This is a genomic window from Mycobacterium sp. (genome assembly GCF_035570115.1).
Taxonomy (GTDB): Bacteria; Actinomycetota; Actinomycetes; order Mycobacteriales; family Mycobacteriaceae; genus Mycobacterium.
Genome location: NZ_DATMLH010000052.1, coordinates 1 through 20,382, shown reverse-complemented (window position 1 = coordinate 20,382; position 20,382 = coordinate 1). Strand labels below are relative to the sequence as shown.

Annotated in this window: 16 protein-coding genes; 7 read left to right on the top strand and 9 right to left on the bottom strand. The window is 64.5% G+C overall.

The genetic code is table 11. From position 1 onward, the window contains the following. Positions 1-120: 120 nt before the first annotated feature. Complete coding sequence (gene cynS / locus VNW74_RS03690) at positions 121-588, bottom strand: cyanase (protein WP_325675256.1); 468 nt, start codon at positions 586-588, stop codon at positions 121-123. 118 nt (positions 589-706) lie between these two features. Between cynS and VNW74_RS03685 the strand changes: the two genes are divergently transcribed. Genes VNW74_RS03685 through VNW74_RS03675 form a run of 3 tightly spaced genes read left to right on the top strand, consistent with a single transcriptional unit; the run spans position 707 to position 3,580 of the window. After that, positions 707-907 (top strand): ferredoxin, encoded by a 201-nt coding sequence (locus tag VNW74_RS03685; RefSeq protein ID WP_325675255.1) that lies wholly within the window; start codon positions 707-709, stop codon positions 905-907. Positions 908-920: 13 nt separating this feature from the next. Continuing rightward, on the top strand, positions 921-2,300 hold the full coding sequence (locus tag VNW74_RS03680) for an NAD(P)/FAD-dependent oxidoreductase (RefSeq protein ID WP_325675254.1): 1,380 nt from the start codon (positions 921-923) through the stop codon (positions 2,298-2,300). 14 nt (positions 2,301-2,314) lie between these two features. Beyond that, positions 2,315-3,580 carry a cytochrome P450 gene (locus VNW74_RS03675; RefSeq protein ID WP_325675253.1) on the top strand — a complete coding sequence of 422 codons (1,266 nt, stop codon included), beginning with the start codon at positions 2,315-2,317 and terminating at the stop codon, positions 3,578-3,580. Here the strand turns inward: VNW74_RS03675 and VNW74_RS03670 are convergent. Together VNW74_RS03670 and VNW74_RS03665 are read right to left on the bottom strand one after the other, a co-directional pair. Further along, a complete protein-coding gene (locus VNW74_RS03670; protein WP_325675252.1) occupies positions 3,561-6,197 on the bottom strand; it encodes a GH92 family glycosyl hydrolase in 2,637 nt (878 codons plus the stop codon). The genes VNW74_RS03675 and VNW74_RS03670 overlap by 20 nt on opposite strands. Before the next feature lie 45 nt (positions 6,198-6,242). Next, entirely contained in the window at positions 6,243-7,643 is a 1,401-nt protein-coding gene (locus VNW74_RS03665; RefSeq protein ID WP_325675251.1) for a CehA/McbA family metallohydrolase, read from the bottom strand. A gap of 254 nt (positions 7,644-7,897) precedes the next feature. On the opposite strand from VNW74_RS03665, the gene VNW74_RS03660 reads away from it, so the two are divergent. Continuing rightward, positions 7,898-9,496 carry a stealth family protein gene (locus VNW74_RS03660; RefSeq protein ID WP_325675286.1) on the top strand — a complete coding sequence of 533 codons (1,599 nt, stop codon included), beginning with the start codon at positions 7,898-7,900 and terminating at the stop codon, positions 9,494-9,496. 12 nt (positions 9,497-9,508) lie between these two features. Here VNW74_RS03660 and VNW74_RS03655 read toward each other — a convergent pair whose 3' ends face one another. Genes VNW74_RS03655 through VNW74_RS03640 form a run of 4 tightly spaced genes read right to left on the bottom strand, consistent with a single transcriptional unit; the run spans position 9,509 to position 13,879 of the window. After that, the gene (locus tag VNW74_RS03655; RefSeq protein ID WP_325675250.1) at positions 9,509-10,909 is read right to left on the bottom strand and encodes an MFS transporter; all 1,401 of its coding nucleotides are present in this window, start codon (positions 10,907-10,909) and stop codon (positions 9,509-9,511) included. Beyond that, entirely contained in the window at positions 10,902-12,299 is a 1,398-nt protein-coding gene (locus VNW74_RS03650) for an MFS transporter (RefSeq protein WP_325675249.1), read from the bottom strand. Before VNW74_RS03650 ends, VNW74_RS03655 begins: the two co-directional genes overlap by 8 nt. A 50-nt stretch (positions 12,300-12,349) precedes the next feature. Further along, complete coding sequence (locus VNW74_RS03645; RefSeq protein WP_325675248.1) at positions 12,350-13,393, bottom strand: amidohydrolase family protein; 1,044 nt, start codon at positions 13,391-13,393, stop codon at positions 12,350-12,352. 36 nt (positions 13,394-13,429) lie between these two features. Beyond that, positions 13,430-13,879, bottom strand: coding sequence for a universal stress protein (locus VNW74_RS03640; RefSeq protein WP_325675247.1), 450 nt, complete (start codon positions 13,877-13,879; stop codon positions 13,430-13,432). A gap of 109 nt (positions 13,880-13,988) precedes the next feature. Here VNW74_RS03640 and VNW74_RS03635 point away from each other — a divergent pair, with 109 nt between their 5' ends. From VNW74_RS03635 to VNW74_RS03625, 3 genes are read left to right on the top strand one after another with little or no spacing between them, the layout of a single operon-like run. Beyond that, the gene (locus VNW74_RS03635) at positions 13,989-14,435 is read left to right on the top strand and encodes an SRPBCC family protein (RefSeq protein WP_325675246.1); all 447 of its coding nucleotides are present in this window, start codon (positions 13,989-13,991) and stop codon (positions 14,433-14,435) included. After that, the gene (locus tag VNW74_RS03630; RefSeq protein WP_325675245.1) at positions 14,428-16,230 is read left to right on the top strand and encodes a sulfatase-like hydrolase/transferase; all 1,803 of its coding nucleotides are present in this window, start codon (positions 14,428-14,430) and stop codon (positions 16,228-16,230) included. Before VNW74_RS03635 ends, VNW74_RS03630 begins: the two co-directional genes overlap by 8 nt. After that, complete coding sequence (locus VNW74_RS03625) at positions 16,227-17,024, top strand: SDR family oxidoreductase (RefSeq protein ID WP_325675244.1); 798 nt, start codon at positions 16,227-16,229, stop codon at positions 17,022-17,024. Before VNW74_RS03630 ends, VNW74_RS03625 begins: the two co-directional genes overlap by 4 nt. Here the strand turns inward: VNW74_RS03625 and VNW74_RS03620 are convergent. Together VNW74_RS03620 and VNW74_RS03615 are read right to left on the bottom strand one after the other, a co-directional pair. Then, positions 17,021-18,331, bottom strand: coding sequence for a lipase family protein (locus tag VNW74_RS03620; RefSeq protein ID WP_325675243.1), 1,311 nt, complete (start codon positions 18,329-18,331; stop codon positions 17,021-17,023). The two genes, VNW74_RS03625 and VNW74_RS03620, sit on opposite strands and share 4 nt — an antisense overlap. A gap of 4 nt (positions 18,332-18,335) precedes the next feature. Next, the coding region (locus VNW74_RS03615; RefSeq protein WP_325675242.1) for a hypothetical protein at positions 18,336-20,382 on the bottom strand (2,047 nt) is incomplete at its 5' end.

Below are 20,382 nucleotides of genomic sequence, written 5' to 3'. Positions count from 1 at the left end.
CTCTCGCCGTTAAGTCTTTGCAAAGAAATTATGCGTCGACGGCGGATGCCGCTCGCTTGTTGACGGTTTCTTTACGGGCTGGCGGGGACGGTCATATCTGCCCCACGAGCAACTGCGCGCTCAGCCATTGGCGGAAACCCAGTCGTAGGGAAGGAATTTTCCGTCGAACGTCACCACAACCCGGTCGCCGGACGGGTGCCTCTTCTTCTGCAGGTCGACGCTGAAGTTGATCGCGCTCATTATCCCGTCACCGAACTGCTCATGGATGAGCTCTTTGAGGGCCCCGCCGTACACCTGCAGGGCCTCGTAGAAGCGGTAGATGGTCGGGTCGGTGGGCACCGCGGTGGGTAGTCCACCGCGCATGGGCGGTGCGGCCAGCACCGCGACCGCTGACTCGTCGAGACCCAGCTTCGCGACCAGCACCTTGCCGAGTTCGGCGGGAATCGGGTGCTGGCCGAGCAGCGCCGAGGTGGTCCACACCACCGGCCTGCCGATCGCGTCGGCCAATTCTTGCCACGTCAAGCCCTTAGCCAGGCGGGCGACGACGATCTGCTCGGTGATCTCGTTTCGGGTCATGGGAACCAGCATGCACCCAGGTCCGCGAATCCGTCTCCCCGTCAGTGCTTTTCGCAGCCCTGTGATTGCTGCCGCGGCGGGATGTACGCTGCGTAGCGTTGGGTCTTCAGCCACGACGATCGAGGTCGCCATGCGGATCGTTATCGACCTGAACCGCTGCCTGGGGTATGCGCAGTGCGTACCGCTCGCACCCGACGTGCTCAAGCTCAGCGGCGAAGAGACCCTCACCTACGACCCGAATCCGGACGACGGTCAGCGTCTGCGGGTGTTGCGGGCAGCGGCGTCATGCCCGGTGCAGGCGATCATCGTGGACCAGCTCGACAGCGACTAGCGGGCCAGCGCCGATGAACGGGGATGGCTTCAAAGACAACGGCCGCATCGTCATCGTCGGTGCTTCGCTGACTGGGCTTCGTGCCGCCGAAGCGTTGCGGGAAGAGGGTTTTCGCGGGCAGCTCACCATCATCGGCGACGAGCCGGACGAACCCTACGACCGACCGCCACTGTCCAAACAGGTCCTCAAGGGCTGGGTGGCCGCCGACCACACGAAGCTGCCACGGCTGCGCCAGGTGGATGCCGAGTGGCGACTCGGAGTGGCCGCGACCGCTCTGGACCGCGCCAACCGGCTGGTGCGGCTGGCTGACGGCGGCGAGGTTCATGGCGATCGGCTGCTGATCGCGACGGGTGTGCGGGCCCGGCGATGGCCCAACACGGAGGAGGCCGCGCTCGAGGGCGTTCATACCCTGCGCACGAGTGCAGATGCCGCACGGCTGCAGGCGGCTTTGGCCGCCCGTCCCCGGCGGGTGCTGATCATCGGCTCGGGGTTCATCGGTTCGGAGGTCGCCTCGGTGTGCCGCGACCTCGACCTGCAGGTCACCGTCACCGAGCGCGGCCCGGCCCCGTTGTCCGGGGCGCTCGGCGGGGTGATCGGGGCGATCGCCGCGGAAATGCAACGCGCAGCCGGGGTGGACCTTCGCACCGGTGTCTCGGTGCTGGCATTGGAGGGCGACACGGCCGGGCATGTGCGCCGTGCGCGGCTCTCCGACGGCAGCACGCTCGACGTGGATGTGGTGGTGACGTCGTTGGGGTCGATCCGCAACGTCGAGTGGCTCGCCGGGTGCGGGCTGGCGGCCGGATTCTGGGGGGTGGGTTGTGACGCCGGGTGCCGCGCGTTCGACATCAACGGGGTGATCACCACCAACGTCTTCGTGGCCGGCGACGTCGCCCGCGCCCCGCATGTGCTCTACGACTACCAGTTCCTGGCGATGGAGCATTGGGACAACGCCGTGCTCGGTGCCCGGGTCGCTGCGCACAACATGGTTTGCGACGAGGTCGATCGCTGGGCACACCTGCTGATCCCGCAATTCTGGTCGGGCCAGTTCGGTGTGAACATCAAATCCGTTGGCGTGCCGTCGTTTGGCGACGAAATCGTCTTCACCCAGGGCTCGGTGAAGCAGCGCCGGTTCGCCGCGGCCTATGGTCGCCGCGGCCGCATCGTCGGCGCGGTTACCTTCAACCATGGCAAGTGGATCGAGCACTACCGGGAGGAGATCGCGCGGTCGGGACCGTTTCCGCCGCACCCGCCCGGTTTTGATTTCCCAGAGGACATGCGCGTGATGCCCGCGGACTTCCCGCCGCGCGGCGTGCCGACGGAGGCCCCGGATGTGGTGTTGACGGGACATGACCCAAGCGAACGCCACGCGGAATTCCGCCCACGGCAGCGATGAGGAGGAGCGGCGCCATGACACCGGAAGAAGCCTTTGACGCCGCCATGCGGTATGAAAACCGCGCGAATCCCTATCCCTTCTTTGACCAGCTGCGCAAGACGCCGGTCGTGCGAGTGACCAACGGCATCTATGCCGTCACCGGATACGAGGAGCTCATCGCGCTGGCCCACGACCCTCGGGTGAGTTCGGATCGCCGCAAAGTCACAGGCGACCGGCGAATCGTCGACGAGTCCATGATGGAGATGATGGAGGTCTACGACCGAGACCCAAGCATGATCGCCTCGGATCCGCCCGACCATGACCGTGCGCGCCGGCAATGCATGCGCTTTTTCGGGCCGCCACATTCGCCGGACGTGATTCCCAGCCAGGAGCCGCTGTGCCAGCGGATCGTCAACGAACTGCTCGACAAGGCCGTGGGCAAGACCCGCATCGATGTTGTCGACGAGTTCGCCTATCCGCTACCGGTGAACGTCATCTGCCGGATCATCGGCGTGCCGATCGAAGACGAACCACGGTTTCACCCCTGGATCGCCGACGCGATAACCGGACTGTTCGATCTCGGCCCCGACATCGTGACCGAGGAGGGCCAGGCCCGCCGGGCCAAAGGTGAAGCGAGCAACCTTGCCTTCAAGCAATACATCATCGGGTTAGTCGAGAATGCCGAGAAATCCCCTGGGCCGGGCATGATTTCACAGTTGGTACACGATGACGGACCGGATGGGCGGATGTCGCCGAGTGAGATCGTCAACAACACCATGTTGCTGTTTGCCGCCGGTCATGACTCGACGGTCAATCTGATATCCCACTGCGTGCTGACCGTACTGCGCAACCCCGAATCGATCGAATTGTTGCGCAGCCGGCCTGAATTGATTCCCGGCGCCATCGAGGAAGTGCTGCGGCTGCAAGCGTCGGTCCAGTTCTTCCCGACTCGATCGGCGCTGGCCGACATCGAGATTGCCGGCACGACGATCCCGCGAGGATCACCCATCTATCTCATCTACGCTGCGGCCAACCGAGATCCGCGACGCTTCCCTGACCCCGACAGGTTCGACCCACAGCGCATTGACAACGAGCACGTCGGTTGGGGGCGCGGTATTCACGTTTGTTTCGGCGGGCCGTTGGCCCGACTGGAAGTCAACACCGCGTTCGAAGCGTTTCTTCGTCGGGTAGAAAACCCGCGGCTGGTCGAGGACCCACCGCCGTACCGCATCAGCCAGGTGTTCCGCGGCCCGCGGCACCTGCTCGTCGATTGCGACGCGATCAGTCCTGATCGACGGTGACGAGCAGCTTGAACGTTCTGCTGCCGTCGCCGACTTTGGTGGTGAGAACCAGCGGGTAGTACCCGTCGCGCACTGACTGCGCCACCGTGATGGCGACGGTCGCGCTGGCGGATCCGTCTGCACCGAACTGTCCGGATGTCTTGGCCGCCTTGATCCCCTCGACGTCGGAAGCGCCGGTGATGGTATAGCCGCCGGGACCATCGATCATCCGTTGCACATCGACGGTCACGTTGCTCGTGGTTCCCCGCGCGATTTCGACGACGGCGGGCGAAACGTTGGCGGTCACCGTCGAGGTGCCCGCACCGAATGACGGGGGCGCCGACAAGTCGCCAGCGCCCCAAGCTTTGTTCGGCCTGGGAGACAGCGAGAACGACAGGTCGCCGCCGGTGTGGATGATCGACTCCGGAAGATACGTCTTTTCGGTCGGACGGCCGTCGATGTGCAGGCTCTTGATGTAGCGCATCCGGTTGGGTCCGGATGCGCCCGGGGCGGACATCTTGATGAATTTGCCTTCGGGCAGCGCTATTACGACGCGATCGAAAAGCGGTGTGTTCACCGTGAGGATCGATGTTCCCGGTGTACTCGGGTACACGCCGAGCGCGGCCCAGACGTACCAGCTGGACATCGCGCCGAGGTCGTCGTTGCCCGGCTCGCCATCGGGTGTGTCGGAGAACAATTCGCTGCGCACCCGGTCGACTAGTTGCTGGGTCTTCCAGGGTTGGCCGATGTAGTTGTACAGCCATGGCACGTCGAAACCCGGCTCGTTACCGGCCCACAGGTAGGGTTCTTCCGGGCCCGCGTTGAGCTGCTTGGTGAAGCGGTCGAGCCGGTCTTCCACCGCTTTTCGGCCCCGCAGAGCCGTGACCAGGCCCGCGATGTTCTGCGGTACATACCAGACGTATTGCTCGGCGTTGCCCTCGTCGAATCCGAGTTGGCTGAAGCAGCCCTGGGCCGGCGGCACAACCCCGGGACCCACCGGAAACAAGCCCATGGCATCGCGGGGCGAGATGTAGTGGGTGGTGGGATTGAACAGATTCTGCCAGTACTGTGCCCGGTTCTGGAATTCGGTAGCGGTCGCGGAATCGCCCAGCGCGTCGGCGAATCGGGAGATGGCGAAGTCGTCGACCGACCACTCCAACGTGATCGAGGCACCCGGGATCGCACCACCGGCGCACGAGTCTGCCGTCTCCGGTAGGTAGCCGCGCTCGAGATAGGTGGCGATTGCCGGCCGCTCGACGTAGCCATTGAGCCCGTCACCCCCTTTGGTCGCGGCGTTGACCATGTAGCGCAGCGCCGCATGGACGTCAAAGTCCTTGGCGCCGAAGGCATAGAAGTTCACCATCAACGGGACGACGCTGTCGCCGCTCATCTCGGCGGTCGCGGTATTCGCCAGTGCCCACCGCGGAAACGCCCCGCTCTGCTCGGCGTCGTACACCAGCGACTGGGCCATGTCGCTGGCTTGCTCCGGGAACAGCAATCCATGCAGCGCACCCAGCCCCCGGTAGGTGTCCCAGTCGGAGAAATTCGTGTACTGGTTGTGGCCCACGGGCAGCTCGTGAACATCGCCGTCGAATCCGATATAACTGCCGTCGACGTCGTTAAAGGTGTTGGGATTCAACAGCGAATGGTAGAGCGCCGTGTAGAAGGTCTCCACGTCGGCGTCGTCGGCGCTGGCGATCGAGATGCGTGACAACTTGTCGTTCCACTCTCGCGCTGCGGCGGCGCGGACGTCGTCGAAGCTCGCTTTGCCCTCGGCGGCGAGGTTGGCTCGCGCTCCGTCGAGGCTGACATAGGACAGTGCGGTGCGCACCTCGAACCGCGAGCCCGCCGGAAACCCCACGTATCCTCCGCTGGACCCGCTGTAACTCGAATACGCGCTGCGGGTACCCGCGAAGACCGAGTAACCGTCCCAGGTGCCGTAGGACGTGAACGGCCGGCTGAACTTCATCGCGAAGTACACCGTGTAGACGTTGTCCTTGCCGCAGAAGCCGCCGCTGGTCGCCGATCCCGTGATCGTGGTGTTGTCATCGCCGATCTGGATGTTTGCGGCGGAGGTACCCCCAAGCGACGCACCGGAATTCACATGCAACAGCGCGGGCCGTCCGTTGTCGGGGTAGCTGAACCGGCCCACGCCGGTGTGGGTGGTCGCGGTGAGTTCGGCGACCACTCGCGTTGTCGGAAACCGCACTGTGTAGTAGCCGGGCACCCCGACCTCGGTGTCGTCGTGGGCGATCTCCTCGGTGGCGCCCCAGGGCTCGGAGCCGATGTGGGCGGTGGTCGGCAGCATCGAGATGTCACCGAACGCCGCGCACCCCACCGAGGCGTGCGTCATGCTGAATCCGGTGGCCCGTGCATTGCCGTGGTCGTAGCCCGCGTAGTTGCCGGCGGTGTCCGGCGAGTACTGCACCATCCCGAACGGCACGGAGGCGCCGGGGAAGTTGTTGATCTCCCCCACCCTTTGGCCACCCGTCCCGGTACCGATCAGCGTGTCGACATGGTCGACCGGATTGGTGACGACGGCCGGCGGATCGTATGACGTGGGCACCGCGCTGGCCAGCATCACGAAAACCAGCAGCACCGCCCCCAACAGGGCGGCAAGGCGCCGTCGTGTCCACATCGCTGTCGTCTCCCAGCAACGACGTTACCGCCTGGGATGCTTTGCTCAGGCTAGCCACACCGGATTCGTCAACGCGACCATCGCGCCCAGCGGGCGTCGCTGCGATTCTCGCACTTCCAGTCGCGCGAAGAGCGCCGACGCCGCGTCAAGTTCCCACTGCAGCCGGGCCGACGTGCCTATCGTCGCGCGTCCCACGCAGCCTGCCGCGGTGATCAGAGCGATGGTCGTGTCGGGAGCTCCGCTGATGACGGCGGTCACGGTGACCGGCGCGCCCTGCGGCACCCGCAGTGTCTGACCGGGGCCGGCCATGCCCTCGCTATTGGCGCAGGAGGCGGTCAGCTCCAATGCGACGTCGCATGATCGGGCGAGGTACGAACGGCCACGACGCAGCCCATCGATAATCGCCGGTACCGATAGATCACCCGCGTGCACGACCGTCTGCGGCGAGCCGACCGGTTGGTGTTTGCCGTGCGAGTCGCTGCCGCCGACGGCCACCAGGCGTCGGCCCTGTCGCAGTAGCCGCTGCCAAATACGAAGCGACATTTCGTCATCGAGGTTCCACCGGCCATTCCACACCTCGACCGCGTCCACGTGGTCAAAGCCGAACTCCCACGCCGATCCCGGTGCCGGCACGGACGGATGTGCGGCGACCACCAGGCCGCCGGCTTCGCGGACCTCGGCGGCAAATCGCGGAAACACCCCATCGCCTGGGCCATATCGCCAGTCGACCCAGCCACGCGGCGACAGGCCGACAGCCAGCCAGTGTCCGTGCCGGGTGGTGACCTCCTCGCCGGGAATCACCAGCAGTCCGCCGGTGCGGCAGGCCGGCCACGCCCGGTTGGCGGAGTTGGTGTTGTGGTCGGTCGAGACGATGAAATCCAGCCCGCTGGCGCGTGCGGCCGACGCCAGTTCACCGGGATCACGCTGACCGTCGGAGTGAACGGTGTGCAGATGCAGGTCGCCCCGATACCAACGCCCACCGCAGATGGACGGCGGCGGTGCAGCCGCGACCACGGGTTCGACGTCCGCGGCTTGCGCAGCGGGGTCCCCGCGTTCCATGGTGACGTGCACGTCCCACGCCATCCCCCAAGGGCTGAGCACCACCGGGCCAAGCGCCACCGCCCACACACCCGGTTCGATAGGGCCGGCCAGATAGCCCGGGGTGGCGTAGCTACTGGAGATGACGAAGCTGTCGCGGGCGCCGCCCGACCAGCCCCGAAACCCGGCAGCATTACCCAAGTCGTAGCCGGCGGGGCCAAAGATTCCTAGATCCAACATATTTCGTGCCGAGGCACCCACGCCGAAGTCCGAATGAGATGTGCTAACCCGGATTCGCTGCACACCCGCCGGAACCTCGAACGGCAGGTAAGCCCAGCGGTAGATGCCAAACCCGAATCGTCCCGAGAACACGACCTCGATCGCAGGCGCGATTGTCGCGATCCCCATGGCGCCAGCATCCGTCATGCGGACCTAACTAACCGTTACATCGACACGAACGGCGGCCGTCGGGCGGCTTTAGGGTTGACGAGTCTGTGCAGCACAAGTTTGTTGGACGAACAAAGTTCACCGAGCTGACCACGTCGAAGGGCCTCAGAAGAAGTACACTGGAATCGCCCGGTTTACGCCTCCGCGCGGGCTACACAGCGGCTTTGACCGCAACAGACAACTCGTTCAACGCCAAAGCAAGGGCGGTTTTTGTGATGGCCAAAGTAGCCTCGGGCAACGGTGTTCGACCCGTTCAGAGCACCGACCAGCCCGTCATCGTCTCTCGCAGCGGCAGAGTCGCACGTCTGGAATCCAGCCTGACCCCGCACGAGGCGCAGATCGAGGATCTTGTTTTTGTCCGCAAGATCCTAAAAAAGGCGAATATTCCGTTCTTGTTGATCCGCGATCACAAGAACCGCCCGGTTCTCGCCATCGATATCGAACTGCGTTCAGCGGTCGAGGCCGAGCTGACGACGGCGTGCGCCAGCGAACCGATGTACGCCAAAACGGTTGATGTTCGCGGCCTTTCGCCTATCTTGATGGCCGACGGCAGGCTGTCCAGATTGGATGATCCGCGTATCGTGCGGCTGTATCGGCGGCGGATCGCGCCCGGCGGCTTTCGGTACGGCTCCAAGTTCGGCGTCGAGCTGCAATTCTGGGCGTACGAGGAGACGGTGATCCATTGCCCCGTCGAGAACTCGCTGACGCGTACGGTGCTGCCGCGGCGAGAAGCCGTGCCCGCGACCGCAAAGCTCTACGGGTATAAATGGCCGACCATCGAGGGGATGTTCACCCCACATACCAGCGACGTGACGTTTGACATCGACATGGTGTTCTCCTGGGTCGACGGCAGTGACCCGGAGTTTCGGGCCCGACGGGCGGCGCAGATGTCGGAGGTTGTGGTCGGTGAAGGCGACGAGGCCGAAGCGCGCATTCGGCAGATCGACGAGTTGAAGTACGCGCTGCGGTCGGTGAACATGTTTGCGCCGTGGGTGCGGCGGATCTTCGTTGCGACCGATTCGGTCCTTCCGTCCTGGCTGGCCGAGCACCCCAAAATCACCATTGTTCGCGCGACAGAACACTTCTCGGATCCAGCCGCGTTACCCACCTACAACTCGCACGCGATCGAGAGCCAACTTCAGAACATTCCAGAGCTGGCTGAGCATTTCCTGTACTCCAACGACGACATGTTTTTCGGCCGACCGCTGCGAGCCAGCGTGTTCTTCTCGCCCGGCGGGGTGACGAGGTTCATCGAAGCCAAGACCCGGATAGGACTCGGCGCCAACGACCCCACCCGCAGTGGCTTCGAAAACGCGGCACGGGTCAACCGGCAGCTGCTCTTCGAGCGGTTCGGACAGGTCACCACCCGCCATCTGGAACACACTGCAGTTCCGTTGCGCAAAAGCATACTGAGGGAGATGGAACGAGAATTCCCAGAAGAATTCGCCCGCACTCAGGCCAGCGCGTTTCGGGCCAGCACCGACATCTCGGTCACCAACTCGTTCTACCACTATTACGCGCTGATGACCGGGCGCGCCGTCCAACAAGAAAAAGCCAAAGTGCTGTACGTGAACACCACCACCCGCGAAGGGCTCGATTTACTTTCCGAGCTGCGAAGGAGCCGCCGGTATCACTTCTTCTGCCTCAACGACAGCAGCTTCCCGGAAGTCTCGGCGGTCGAGCGCACCGAACGGGTGACCGATTTCCTTGACCGGTATTTCCCCATACCCGCTCCCTGGGAGAAGGTCACCGCCGACATCGATCAGCCCGGTTTTGCCGAGCCGATGACGTTGACGCCGTCGACCGGTGCGTGAAGGCCGAATAGCCTAAACAGCCGCGTCTCGAGGCTTGAGGATCAGGCTGGTCGCAAAGGCGGCGATGCCAATGGCGACGGCGATCCACAGCGCCGAGTGGTAGGACGCCTTGGTCCCCTCCCCGACAACCGTTCCGGCCCAGGCAAATCCGAGTGAGCCACCGATGCCGAATGCGGCATTGCTGATTCCAGGCAGTGACCCCGGCTCATCCTCGGGCGCTTGTATGACACCCAGCGCAGCCAGCGGGGTGAGTGCAACACCCATCGATGCTCCGAAGACGAGCATGAGCAGGATGGCCATATTTCGGTCGAGCGCAAAGACCGCGAGCAGGGCGGTGGCAGCCAACGCACAGACCAGTCCCGCCCGCAGCACCGTCACCCAGCCGATCCGCACCGCGAGCCGTCCGATCAATGGCGCCACGACCAGTTGCACCAGCGCGGCGGGAGTGATAAACAGCAACGCCGTCGTCATTCCGTTGGCGCTGAAGCCAACCGATCGGTTCTCGGCGATGGACGGGATGAGGAAGCCCAGTACGACCATGAACGAGGCAAAGGACAGGATGGTCACGGCGATTACCGGCCAGGCGTATCGCGAGCGCAACTCATCGATATGCACCAGGGGATACACCACGCGCTTCTCGACCACGACGAACGCCACGAACGCCACGATGGCCGCGGCGATACACGCGACCACGAACGGCGACGACCAGCCCAGGTCTCCACCGTTACCGATGAACAGTGTGATCCCCGCGACCGTCACCGCGATCAGGACGGCCCCCACCCAGTCCATCCGGCCGGGAGTCACGCGTTCAGATTCGTCCGCGGGCACCGCTTTCCACCCAAGCGCGACGGAGGCGATTCCAATGATCAGAGTCAGGACGAAGATGGAGCGATATCCGAAGTGGTCGACCAGGAAACCGCCCAGCAGCGCATCGGTGCCGGCCACGCCGCCGTTGACCGCCGAAAGAATACCGCAGCAGACGCCGAACACCGCGGCGGTAAGGCGTTCGCGCATGATCAGGAAGGCAAGGCCGAAGGTAACGTTGGACGCTCCCTGCAGCACCCGGCCCGCGACCACCACCGGCAGCGAGGTGCCGAAGAGACACAACAGTGTTCCGATGCACATCATGATCAGCACGCCGATCAGGACGCGCTTGCGACCGATGTAATCGCTCCACCGGATCAGCACCACGTTGGCGATCGCACCGGCGAGATAGCTGTAGCTCGACATGGATGCGAACGCGTTGTGCCCGAGGTGGGCGTTGATGTCGCCGATCGCCGGCGACAGCATGGTGGCGTTGAGCATGAACGAGATCACCGACAAGACCAACGCTGCGACCATGAACACGGTCTGGCGGCGCGACAGGAAGCCCGCGGGCTCGCTTTCGATGGTCGTTGCGGGTTGCTCAGTCATGACGATCCCCTCCTATTGCCGACGCGCGGTTCTTGCTGCGAGTGATCCCCAGCACCGCCAAGCCGGCGGGTAGCAGCAGCGCGGCGATCGCCGCGAGGATGGCTCGGATGCCGTCGCCGGTGCTGACACCTTGATGCTCAAGCACTTCCAGCACGCTGCTCGACACCGCGACCCCCACTCCGGCAAGCGTGACGAGCGACGTGAGGGTGACTCCGGCCGCCTCGCCGGCCCGTTCGGGAGCGACGACCGCCTGGGTCGCCACGGTGGTGAACGCATAGACGAAGCCCATGGTGAAGCCACATGCCGTCAGCGCGGCCAGGTACACCGCGAAGTTGTCGGAGGCGGCCAGCACGGCCAGCGACACCGCGGCGGCGGTGCAACCGATACCCATGACCGCGAAGGGTTTATTGCGCGTCGCCAGACGTCCGGATACCGGGCCGCCCAGCGCCGCTCCCGCGGACGGGCCGAGGAAAGCCAGCCCGGCCATCAACGGGTCCAGTCCGCGCACCTGTTGCAGGTTCATCGTCGACAAGAACACCGTCACCACGTATGCGATGTTGGCAACCGTTCCCGCGACAACCAATACGGTGAAGCGCGCATTGCGCAGCAGCGAGAGGTTGATCAATGGGTAGCGCACGCGCGTCTCGACGGCGACGAATGCCGCCAAAAGTGCGACGGAAAGCAAGAATACAGCGATCACGGGTGCCGACAGCCATCCCCAGTCCGGCGCGCGGTCAAAGGCGAACGTGAACAACCCGATTCCGAACACGATCAGCGCCAGACCACTGAGATCCACACGCCGGGGCACGGTTTCGTCGGATGTTTCGGGAATCGATTTCATGCCGATGACGAACGCGGCCGCCGCCAATGGCACGAGCAACCAAAAGACCGCGCGCCAGCCCAGCGTCTGGGTGAGCAGGCCGCCCACCAGCGGGCCCGCTGCGTTACCCAGACCGGCGATGCCATAGGCCACTCCGATTGCATGGCTGGCCTTTTCGGCCGGCAGGGTATTCGTCAGGATGCTCACTGACACTGGAAAGATGAGAGCGGCGGCCAGACCTTGTGCGGCCCGGAAGATGATGACCACCGTCGCCGACGGGGCTATCGCGCAGAACACCGAAGCGATTCCGAACAGCGCGATCCCGACCAGCAGCGTGCGACGGCGGCCGAAGATGTCCCCGATGCGGCCCGCGGGTGCCATGAAGGCGCCCAAGGCCAGCATGTAGACGCTGATCACCCACTGCAGGTCGGTCGTGGTGCTGCCAAGGTCCGCTGCCATCCGCGGCAAGGCGAGGTTCATTGCGAAGTAATCGATCTGCACGCAGAACAGCGCTGTCGATATGGCCGCCAGTATCCAGCGACTGTGTTTCTCGTGCCCCGGCGAGTTCACGAATCGACGATAGGACTGAAAGACCCGCCGTCGAAGGCGAATCGCTGGGCCTAATTCGACAGTTTGAGTAAACGCTCGGCGTTGAGGTGGGCGATCTTTTCTTTGTCGGCCGGGGTGATCGGCATCTGTTCAAGGAATTGCCGACCGGCTTTCATGCTGGCGAACGGATAGTCGGCCGTGAAAACGACTCGGTCGATGCCGATCACGTTGACCATGGACTGATAGGCGTTGAACGACAGGCTCCAACTCGGATCCGTCGCGCCCGGCTCTTGGTACGCGTAGTCGCCGGCCAGGATGCCGCCATAGAAGTTCTCCCGGAAGTACTCCTTGATAGTGCGTTTGAGGCCGCTTTCGCTGACCGGAAACGAGTAGTCCGTCCGCCAGGCCATCCAACTCAGGGCCTCGAAATGGTGCCCGACGATGAGCTGCAGATCGGGAAACCGGTCGAACACGCCGCCGAGGATCAACCGGAGGCAGTGGACCCCGGTGTCGATGTGCCAGCCGACTCCAGCGATGGACAGCCTGGCTGATACGGCGGGCGCGAAACCTTGGTAATAGGCGTCGATCACCGGCTTTGGCGGCACGGTGGGATGCAGATAGATGGGCACGCCCAGCGATTCGGCGGATTCGAACACCGGCCAAAAGAATTTGTCGTCAAGGTAGCGGCCGTTCACGTGGCCGTTGATCAACGCGCCGACGAAGCCGTGATCGCGCACCGTGCGCTCGAGTTCAGCCGCGGCGGCCTTCGGGTCGCCCATCGGCAAGGTGGCAAAGCCGAGGAACCGGTCGGGGTGTTTTGCGGCGGCGGCTGTTACGGCGTCGTTGGCCTGCCTGGCCAGCTCCACCGCCAGCGGCACCTCCACGGCCTCCGCGCCGGGAACGTTGGAGAGGATCTGCACGTCGATGCCGGCCGCGTCCATCGCCGCGATCCGGCCCTCCCCCAGGTCACGGATGCCTGTCGGCCACCCGCCGTCCGGGTCGCTATCGCTGCCGGGCTCGTTGCGCATCGTGTCGAACAATTTGCGGGGACTGTTCGGATTCGCCTCGGCGATAGCCGGGAGCATGTAGTGCTCCTCGAAAGCAATGATCTTCATGACAACCACTCAACCACTCGTACCCGAGTGGCCTGGTCAGCCAGTGGTGCGAACGATCAGGACGTCGATCTTGGCCTTGGTGGCGACGGCTCCGGGGATCGAGAACACCCGTCCGACGATCGCGGATCGCGCGTCCAGTCCGACATTGCCGACCACGAGCAGGTCGGCTCCGACCTTCTCGGCGAGGTCAACCAGCGCCTGCACCGGACCAGCTTCAATTGGCTGATCCTCGATGTTCTTCGCCCCGGCCGCCTTTGCTCGGTCGTGGGCATCGTGCAAGATCGCGTAGATGGGCGCGCTGCCGCGCACCTTGTAACCCTCCTCGCCCAGGATGTCGGCGGCACGCTTGTCTTCCGCCTGGGTGAAGTAGCCCGTCGCAATAACCAGCTTCGCGTCCGAATCGGCGGCAATCTTGGCCGCACGGTCGACCGCGCGCAGCGACGACTCCGAGCCATCGGTGCCGACCACCACAGTCTGGTAGGTCATGTGCCCTCCCCAGCGTCGTTTGCAATGCCCACCAGAGACAGTAACCCTCCCACCGCTGGAGACCTGGGGATTTCGCGCAATCGACCGTCTCGCCGCGTACCCTCAGGCGGTGGCCGATATTGACCGCACCTGCACCGTCGCCGCCGACCCGCAGCAAGTCTGGGATATTCTCGCGGACTTCGGCTCGATCAGTTCGTGGGCGGACAACCTCGACCACTCGTGCATCCTCAATCACGGCAGCGACCCGGTCGGCACCACCCGGCGAGTCCAAATCGGCCGCGATGCCCTCGTCGAGCGGATCATCGAGTTCGATCCGACATGGGCACTCGCCTACGAGGTTGAGGGCCTGCCCAAGCGCCTGCGCCGGTTCACCAACCGCTGGACACTCCGGGCGGCCCAAGGCGGTACAACCGTTGTGACATTGACCACTACCGTCGAAATCGGGCCTGGCGCAGTACAAAAGCTCGTCGAACGTGCGGTGTGTCGCGTTCAGGTGCGACAGTCCGACGTGCTGCTCGCCGGGCTGGCGAAACGATTGGAGAAGTCTGGTGTCTGATCGCCCCGACATCATCATCCTGATGACCGACGAGGAACGGGCGGTTCCGCCGTACGAGTCACCCAAGCTGCTCACCTGGCGCCACCGAACGCTGCACGGCCGGAAGTGGTTCGACGAGCACGGCGTCAGCTTTGCGCGGCACTACACCGGATCGCTGGCCTGCGCGCCCAGTCGTCCAACCATTTTCACCGGGCACTATCCCGACCTGCACGGCGTCACCCAGACCGACGGTCTCGGCAAGACGGCATACGACTCACGCATGCGCTGGCTGCGCCAAGGAGAGGTGCCCACGCTGGGCAATTGGTTCCGGGCCGCGGGTTACGACACCCACTACGACGGCAAATGGCACATCTCGCACGCCGATCTGCGCGACGCCGACGGGCGCGTGCTGGCGACCAACGACGATGACGGTGTCGTCGACCATGTCGCGGTGCTGCGTTATCTCGACGCTGATCCCCTTGCGCCGTATGGCTTCTCGGGATGGGTCGGTCCCGAGCCGCACGGAGCGTTGATGGCCGATGCCGGCGTGCGCCGCGACCCGTTGATCGCCGACCGCGTCGTCGCCTGGCTGATCGATCGTTACGCGGCCCGCCGCGCCGGCGAGGAGGCCGCGCTGCGTCCATTCCTGTTGGTGGCCAGCTTCGTCAACCCGCACGACATCGTGCTGTTCCCGGCCTGGATGCGCCGCAACCCGTTGCAGCCGTCACGGCTGGATCCACCGCACGTGCCCGCGGCGCCCACCGCCGACGAGGACTTGGCGACCAAACCGGCCGCACAGATCGCCTACCGGGAGGCGTACTACTCCGGCTACGGGCCGGTGCCGGTCGTCGATCGGACCTACGCCCGCAACGCCCAGAAATACCGCGACCTCTACTACCGGCTGCACGCCGAGGTGGACGGGCCGATCGACCGGGTCCGGCGGGCGGTCACCGAAGGCGGATCGGACAACGCGGTGCTGGTGCGCACCTCCGATCACGGCGATCTGCTCGGCGCGCACGGCGGGCTGCACCAGAAGTGGTTCAACCTGTACGACGAGGCCACCCGGGTGCCGTTGGTGATCGCCCGCATCGGCGAGTCCGCGACGTCGCCGCGGGTGGTCACCGCGCCGACGTCGCATGTCGACCTGGTGCCGACCCTGTTGGGGGCGGCTGGTGTCGATGTCGCGGCGGCGGCCGCCACGCTGGCCGAGTCGTTCTCCGAGGTGCACCCGCTGCCGGGCCGCGACCTGATGCCGGTGGTGGACGGGGCGCCGGCCGACGACACCCGCGGCGTCTACCTGATGACCCGCGACAACATCCTCGAGGGTGATACCGGCGCCTCGGGTCTCGCGCGGCGTTTAAGACGGACGGCGAATCCGCCCGCGCCGCTGCGTATCCGGGTGCCCGCGTATGTGGGGTCGAACTTCGAAGGCTTGGTGGTCCGCGTCGACGACATCGACGGCGGCGAGGGCCACCTGTGGAAGCTGGTGCGCACCTTCGACGATCCGGCGACCTGGACCGAACCGGGGGTCCGTCACCTCGCGGCGAATGGGCATGGCGGGGAGGCGTATCGGATGAGCCCGCTGGACGACCAGTGGGAGTTGTACGACCTGACTGCCGATCCGACGGAGTCCCGCAACCTGTGGACAGATCCGGGCCTGCACGAGTTGCGCCAACATCTGCGGACGCAACTCAAGCACGCGCGAGCCAGCTCGGTCCCGGAGCGAAACCGGCCCTGGCCCTACGTGTCTCGTCGACCGCCGACAGCGCGGCATTCCCGCATTCGCAAGGCACTCAAAAAGGTGGCTAAACGATGACTCTCCCGCCCCCATCGCAAGACTCGGTCGCCCTAGTCACCGGCGCCTCCTCTGGTATCGGCGAGCAATTCGCCCGTCAGCTGGTGGCCCGCGGTTACCGCGTCGTCGTCACCGCCCGCCGGGAACATCGGCTGCACGCATTGTGCGCCGCGTTGGGCGGCGACAAGCACGCCGTCGCGGTGGGCACCGATCTCGCCATCCCGGAGGACCGAGACCGGCTGGCCGCCCGCATCGATGAGCTGGGCGCCCAGGTCGACATCTTGGTCAACAATGCGGGCCTGGGCATCTACACCAAGTTCGGCGCCGAAGGCCGCGACCAGGAACTGCAGATGCTGCGTGTCGACGTCGAGGCGGTGGCCGACTTGATGTTGCGCTACCTGCCGGGCATGGTCGAGCGCGGCCGCGGCGCGATCATCAATCTGTCGTCGGTGTCGGGATTCCAGCCGGCCCCGTACAACGCCAACTACGCCGCGTCCAAGGCGTATGTGCTGTGGCTGTCGGAGGCGGTCAACGCGGAAGTCGCCGACAACGGAGTGACGGTCACCGCGGTCTGCCCGGGCCCGGTGCCGACGGAGTTCCAGGCCACCAACGACGCCAACTACCTAGTCGACCGGATGCCGGGATTCACCCAGGTGTCCGCCGAGCGGGTGGTCGCCGACGCGCTGAAGGCCGCCGACCATGGTCACGCGTCGGTGGTCCCGGGCGGACCGCAGGTGCGACTGGCGTTGGGGGCCTCCCGCCACGTGCCGACCCCGTTGGTCTTGCCGATCCTCAAGCGAATGTTGAAGCGCTAGCCCGACTTTGGGGTCGGGATCGGCGTGAGCGGGTTGCCTTTCAGGATCGACGAACAGTTCTCCGGCACTGGTACGCCGTCGAAGCGTTGCTTGATCCAGGCGATCGAGTGCAGTAGCCAGATCGGCACGCTCCAGATGTGGCTCAGCGCCTTGTATTCCTCGTAGTGGACCTTGGTGCCCTTCGCGCAGTAGTCGCGGGCCAGGGTACGCACGTCGCCGGCGATCATCACGCCGTCACCGGCGCCGATGCCCTTCTTGTCGCCCGGTGTGCCCTCGAGAAGCTCGCCGTTGGCGCCCTGACCGATGAACAGTGGGATCGTCGGCGTACCGCCGGTGCCCATGATCAGCTTGTTGGCGCATTGGACGAAGAGCGGCAGCTTCTCGGGACTCGGATACTCGGGGATGACCAGGTCCGCCCACTTCATACCCGGGTATTGGCCGAGGACGTTGACGATCGACGCGGTCTGCATCTCGTGAAAGATCCTCGCGCCCTTAGTGCTGAGATATCGTGCCAGCTCGGTCTCGATCTCGAATGCACGCGCGATCCCGACCAGCGCCATCGCCATGACGCCCGCCCAGAACCCGGTGCCCTCGACGTAGTGCAGGTTGTGCGCCGGGTCGACCAGCACGCCGCCGATCGCCGCGCCGATCAGGCGCTCGTTGACGTCGGGCGCGTAGGTCGGGGCCAGCTCGGCAGCCCACTCGGTGGCGATCGCACCGCCGGAGTACCCGAGCATCGCCACCCTCGCATCGCTGGGGATGGTCGACGAGCTCAACGCGGCGCGGATCGAGTCAAGGGTGTTCATCCCGTACTCAGGGCCAGCGGCGAAGTCCGCCCGCTGGCCTTCGGTGTCGGGAACGATGACTGTGTACCCGTCGGCGATGAAGGGGCCGAAGACCGCCGCCTCGACATTGGGGATGACTCCGCCGAGCCGCCGGCCACCCGAGATCGCATACGACGGCTCGTCATTGCGGTTGAGGGAGTCGTAGGCGGACTGGTAGGAGATCACTTTCGTCTCGTCGAATTGGATCGGCGGCACAATGATCGAGGTGACGTTGACGGTCGGCTTGCCGGTCTGGCTGGTCGACCGGTAGAGCAGCTGGGTGGTCTCGAGCAACGTCGGGAAGCCGAAGATGTGGTAACGAAAGGTGCGCGTCTGCAGCACAGTTCCCGGCGCGATGCTATCCAGCGACTGGGGTCCGGTGTACGAGTAGAACGGATCATCGTTCGGCTGCAGCATGGCTACCGAGATGCCGGGCGCATCAACGCGATCGGGATACCAACCTGGTTGCACTGGTTCGGTCATGGGCTCAAATCATTCCGGCGCGTTGCAGGGATGCGGCACAGTCTACGGCGTGGTTTCCGAGGATCCTTCCCAGTGCGGTATACGCCGCGAACTGAGCCTCGTTGAACCATTGGTCAGATGTCGGGTCATGAGGAAACACTTCACTCTGTGCGGCATAAGTCAGCAGCCACTCCGGACAATCCTTCCAGAGAAGGGCTTTTGCGAAGATCAAAACGCCGCTCGGCTTCTGCGGGCTCGCCAATCCCGCTGCCAACGGGTATTTAATTCTGGCGAAAGCTACTGTTCCTTTTGTGATTCGGCTGTTCAACCGAGCGAACGCGTGTCCTTCGGGAAACGGCGTTCCTGAGCCAGGAGCCAGGTCGTTCACCGAGTACGGGCCTCTTTCGTTGAACTTAATCGTCACGCCCAGTTCGTATTCCGCCAGCCGCATTGCATCGGACAGTGTGCTGAGTAGCGGAGGAGCATCGCCGCCGGCGTCGATGCAGAAGATGAGTCGACACCGCCTGCGCAGTGCCTCGACCAGCCCAAGGTTTTCGTAATGGCCGCCGTCGGTCACCTGTACAAGCCGAGCATCGTCGTAGTTGATGCCCAGCACTTCGCGGTAGAAATAGCCCGCGCCGCGGATGGTAGGCAATGACGTTGGCCAAGGCCCGTATTCGTCTTCCCGGTCACGTTCGTCGCCCTCCTCGCCGCACACCAGCTTGCGGATGCGTTCACGCAGCGACTCTGGCTGCGGTCGGTTTTTGTCTTTCGGCTCGGCGCCGGCCTGTTCTTGGGCCCGATATTGGGCGTCATAGAGCTTTGCGACCAGTCTGGGATTCGGTAGCCACGTGCCCAGTCGGGCACCCGAGATGGCGAGGAGCTTTTGATATCCCTTGTTCTGTCGTCCCATTGCTGACGCGAACGCCGCACCGCTTACCGCGATTGATGCCACGACAGTGAGATCCTGCTTGATTCGCGGCGGTGCTACGGCTAGCAACTGCCGGGTGTTGAGCCAGCCGAGCTCAGGGCCACCGATGTGGTCCGCGCTGAGAACATAGGACACCGCGTCGAGCCCGGGCGCTGTCGTTGCTTGTCCTGACAATGTGGCCGCGGTTGCGAAGATGAATTTGGGGCCATCGTGTGGGGCTTTCCCGTATTTCGTTAGCCATGTCCATTCGACCTTGCGGAAGCGCGCGGCTTGCAAAACTCCCGACGGTGACTCCACACGACGTACCGCGAAGGTGTTTGCTAGCCGCGACCGATAAAACGGGTGCAGGCTCAGCGAAGTGACGTCGGCAAAGCCGAGCATGAGCACCGCCAGGACGAGCAGCCATAACCCTTCGCCAGGCATGTGGGGGACGCCGTTCTCGCATGCGTGGGGTGCCACTTCCTTGAAAATGCCGAGAGCAAAGCCTCCGAGCATGACAAGCCACGCCGACGCCAACAACGCGAAGGTCAACAGCACCAGTATCAACTGCAAGACGGCCGGCGGGAGTAGCCGTTTCCATAAGGACGGCTTCACCGCCTCGACAAGAGGCGATATTGCGTGCTTCCTTGTCACCATCGTGACGATCGCCGCCACATAGTTGAGCCCGACAACTCCGGACACAATCTTTGTGGCGCCTCCAGGGTCTAACCTGGCCATCGAGCAGAGGTGCATGAGTCCGGGTAGCCCGGCGACGACTGCCAAGACGAGCACCGCGAAAACCGCACTCCCTCGTGCGGCTTTCAGTAGGCCCAGGCGCATGCGTTCACTGCGCTCATTTGCCCGAAACCACTCGACGAGGATGGCGGTCATCACGGCGCCAACGGCGAAGATGGCGAAAACGCCAACAGCCCACCACGACGCGGCGTGGGATGCCTGCCACGGCACATGAGGCAGCGGGCAGTTTTTGGGGTTAATGTCCTTTAAGTCTTCAGGTTTCAGCGGGACGAACGTCGCGAACGAAAAGTATGAAACCGCTGATAGGTACCCAAAGACCCATCCCAGCACCGCCGGAACGGTAAACAGGATGGCCAATGAGGCGATCAAATTTTTCAGCACTACCGCCAAAGCAGCGATCAGTTCC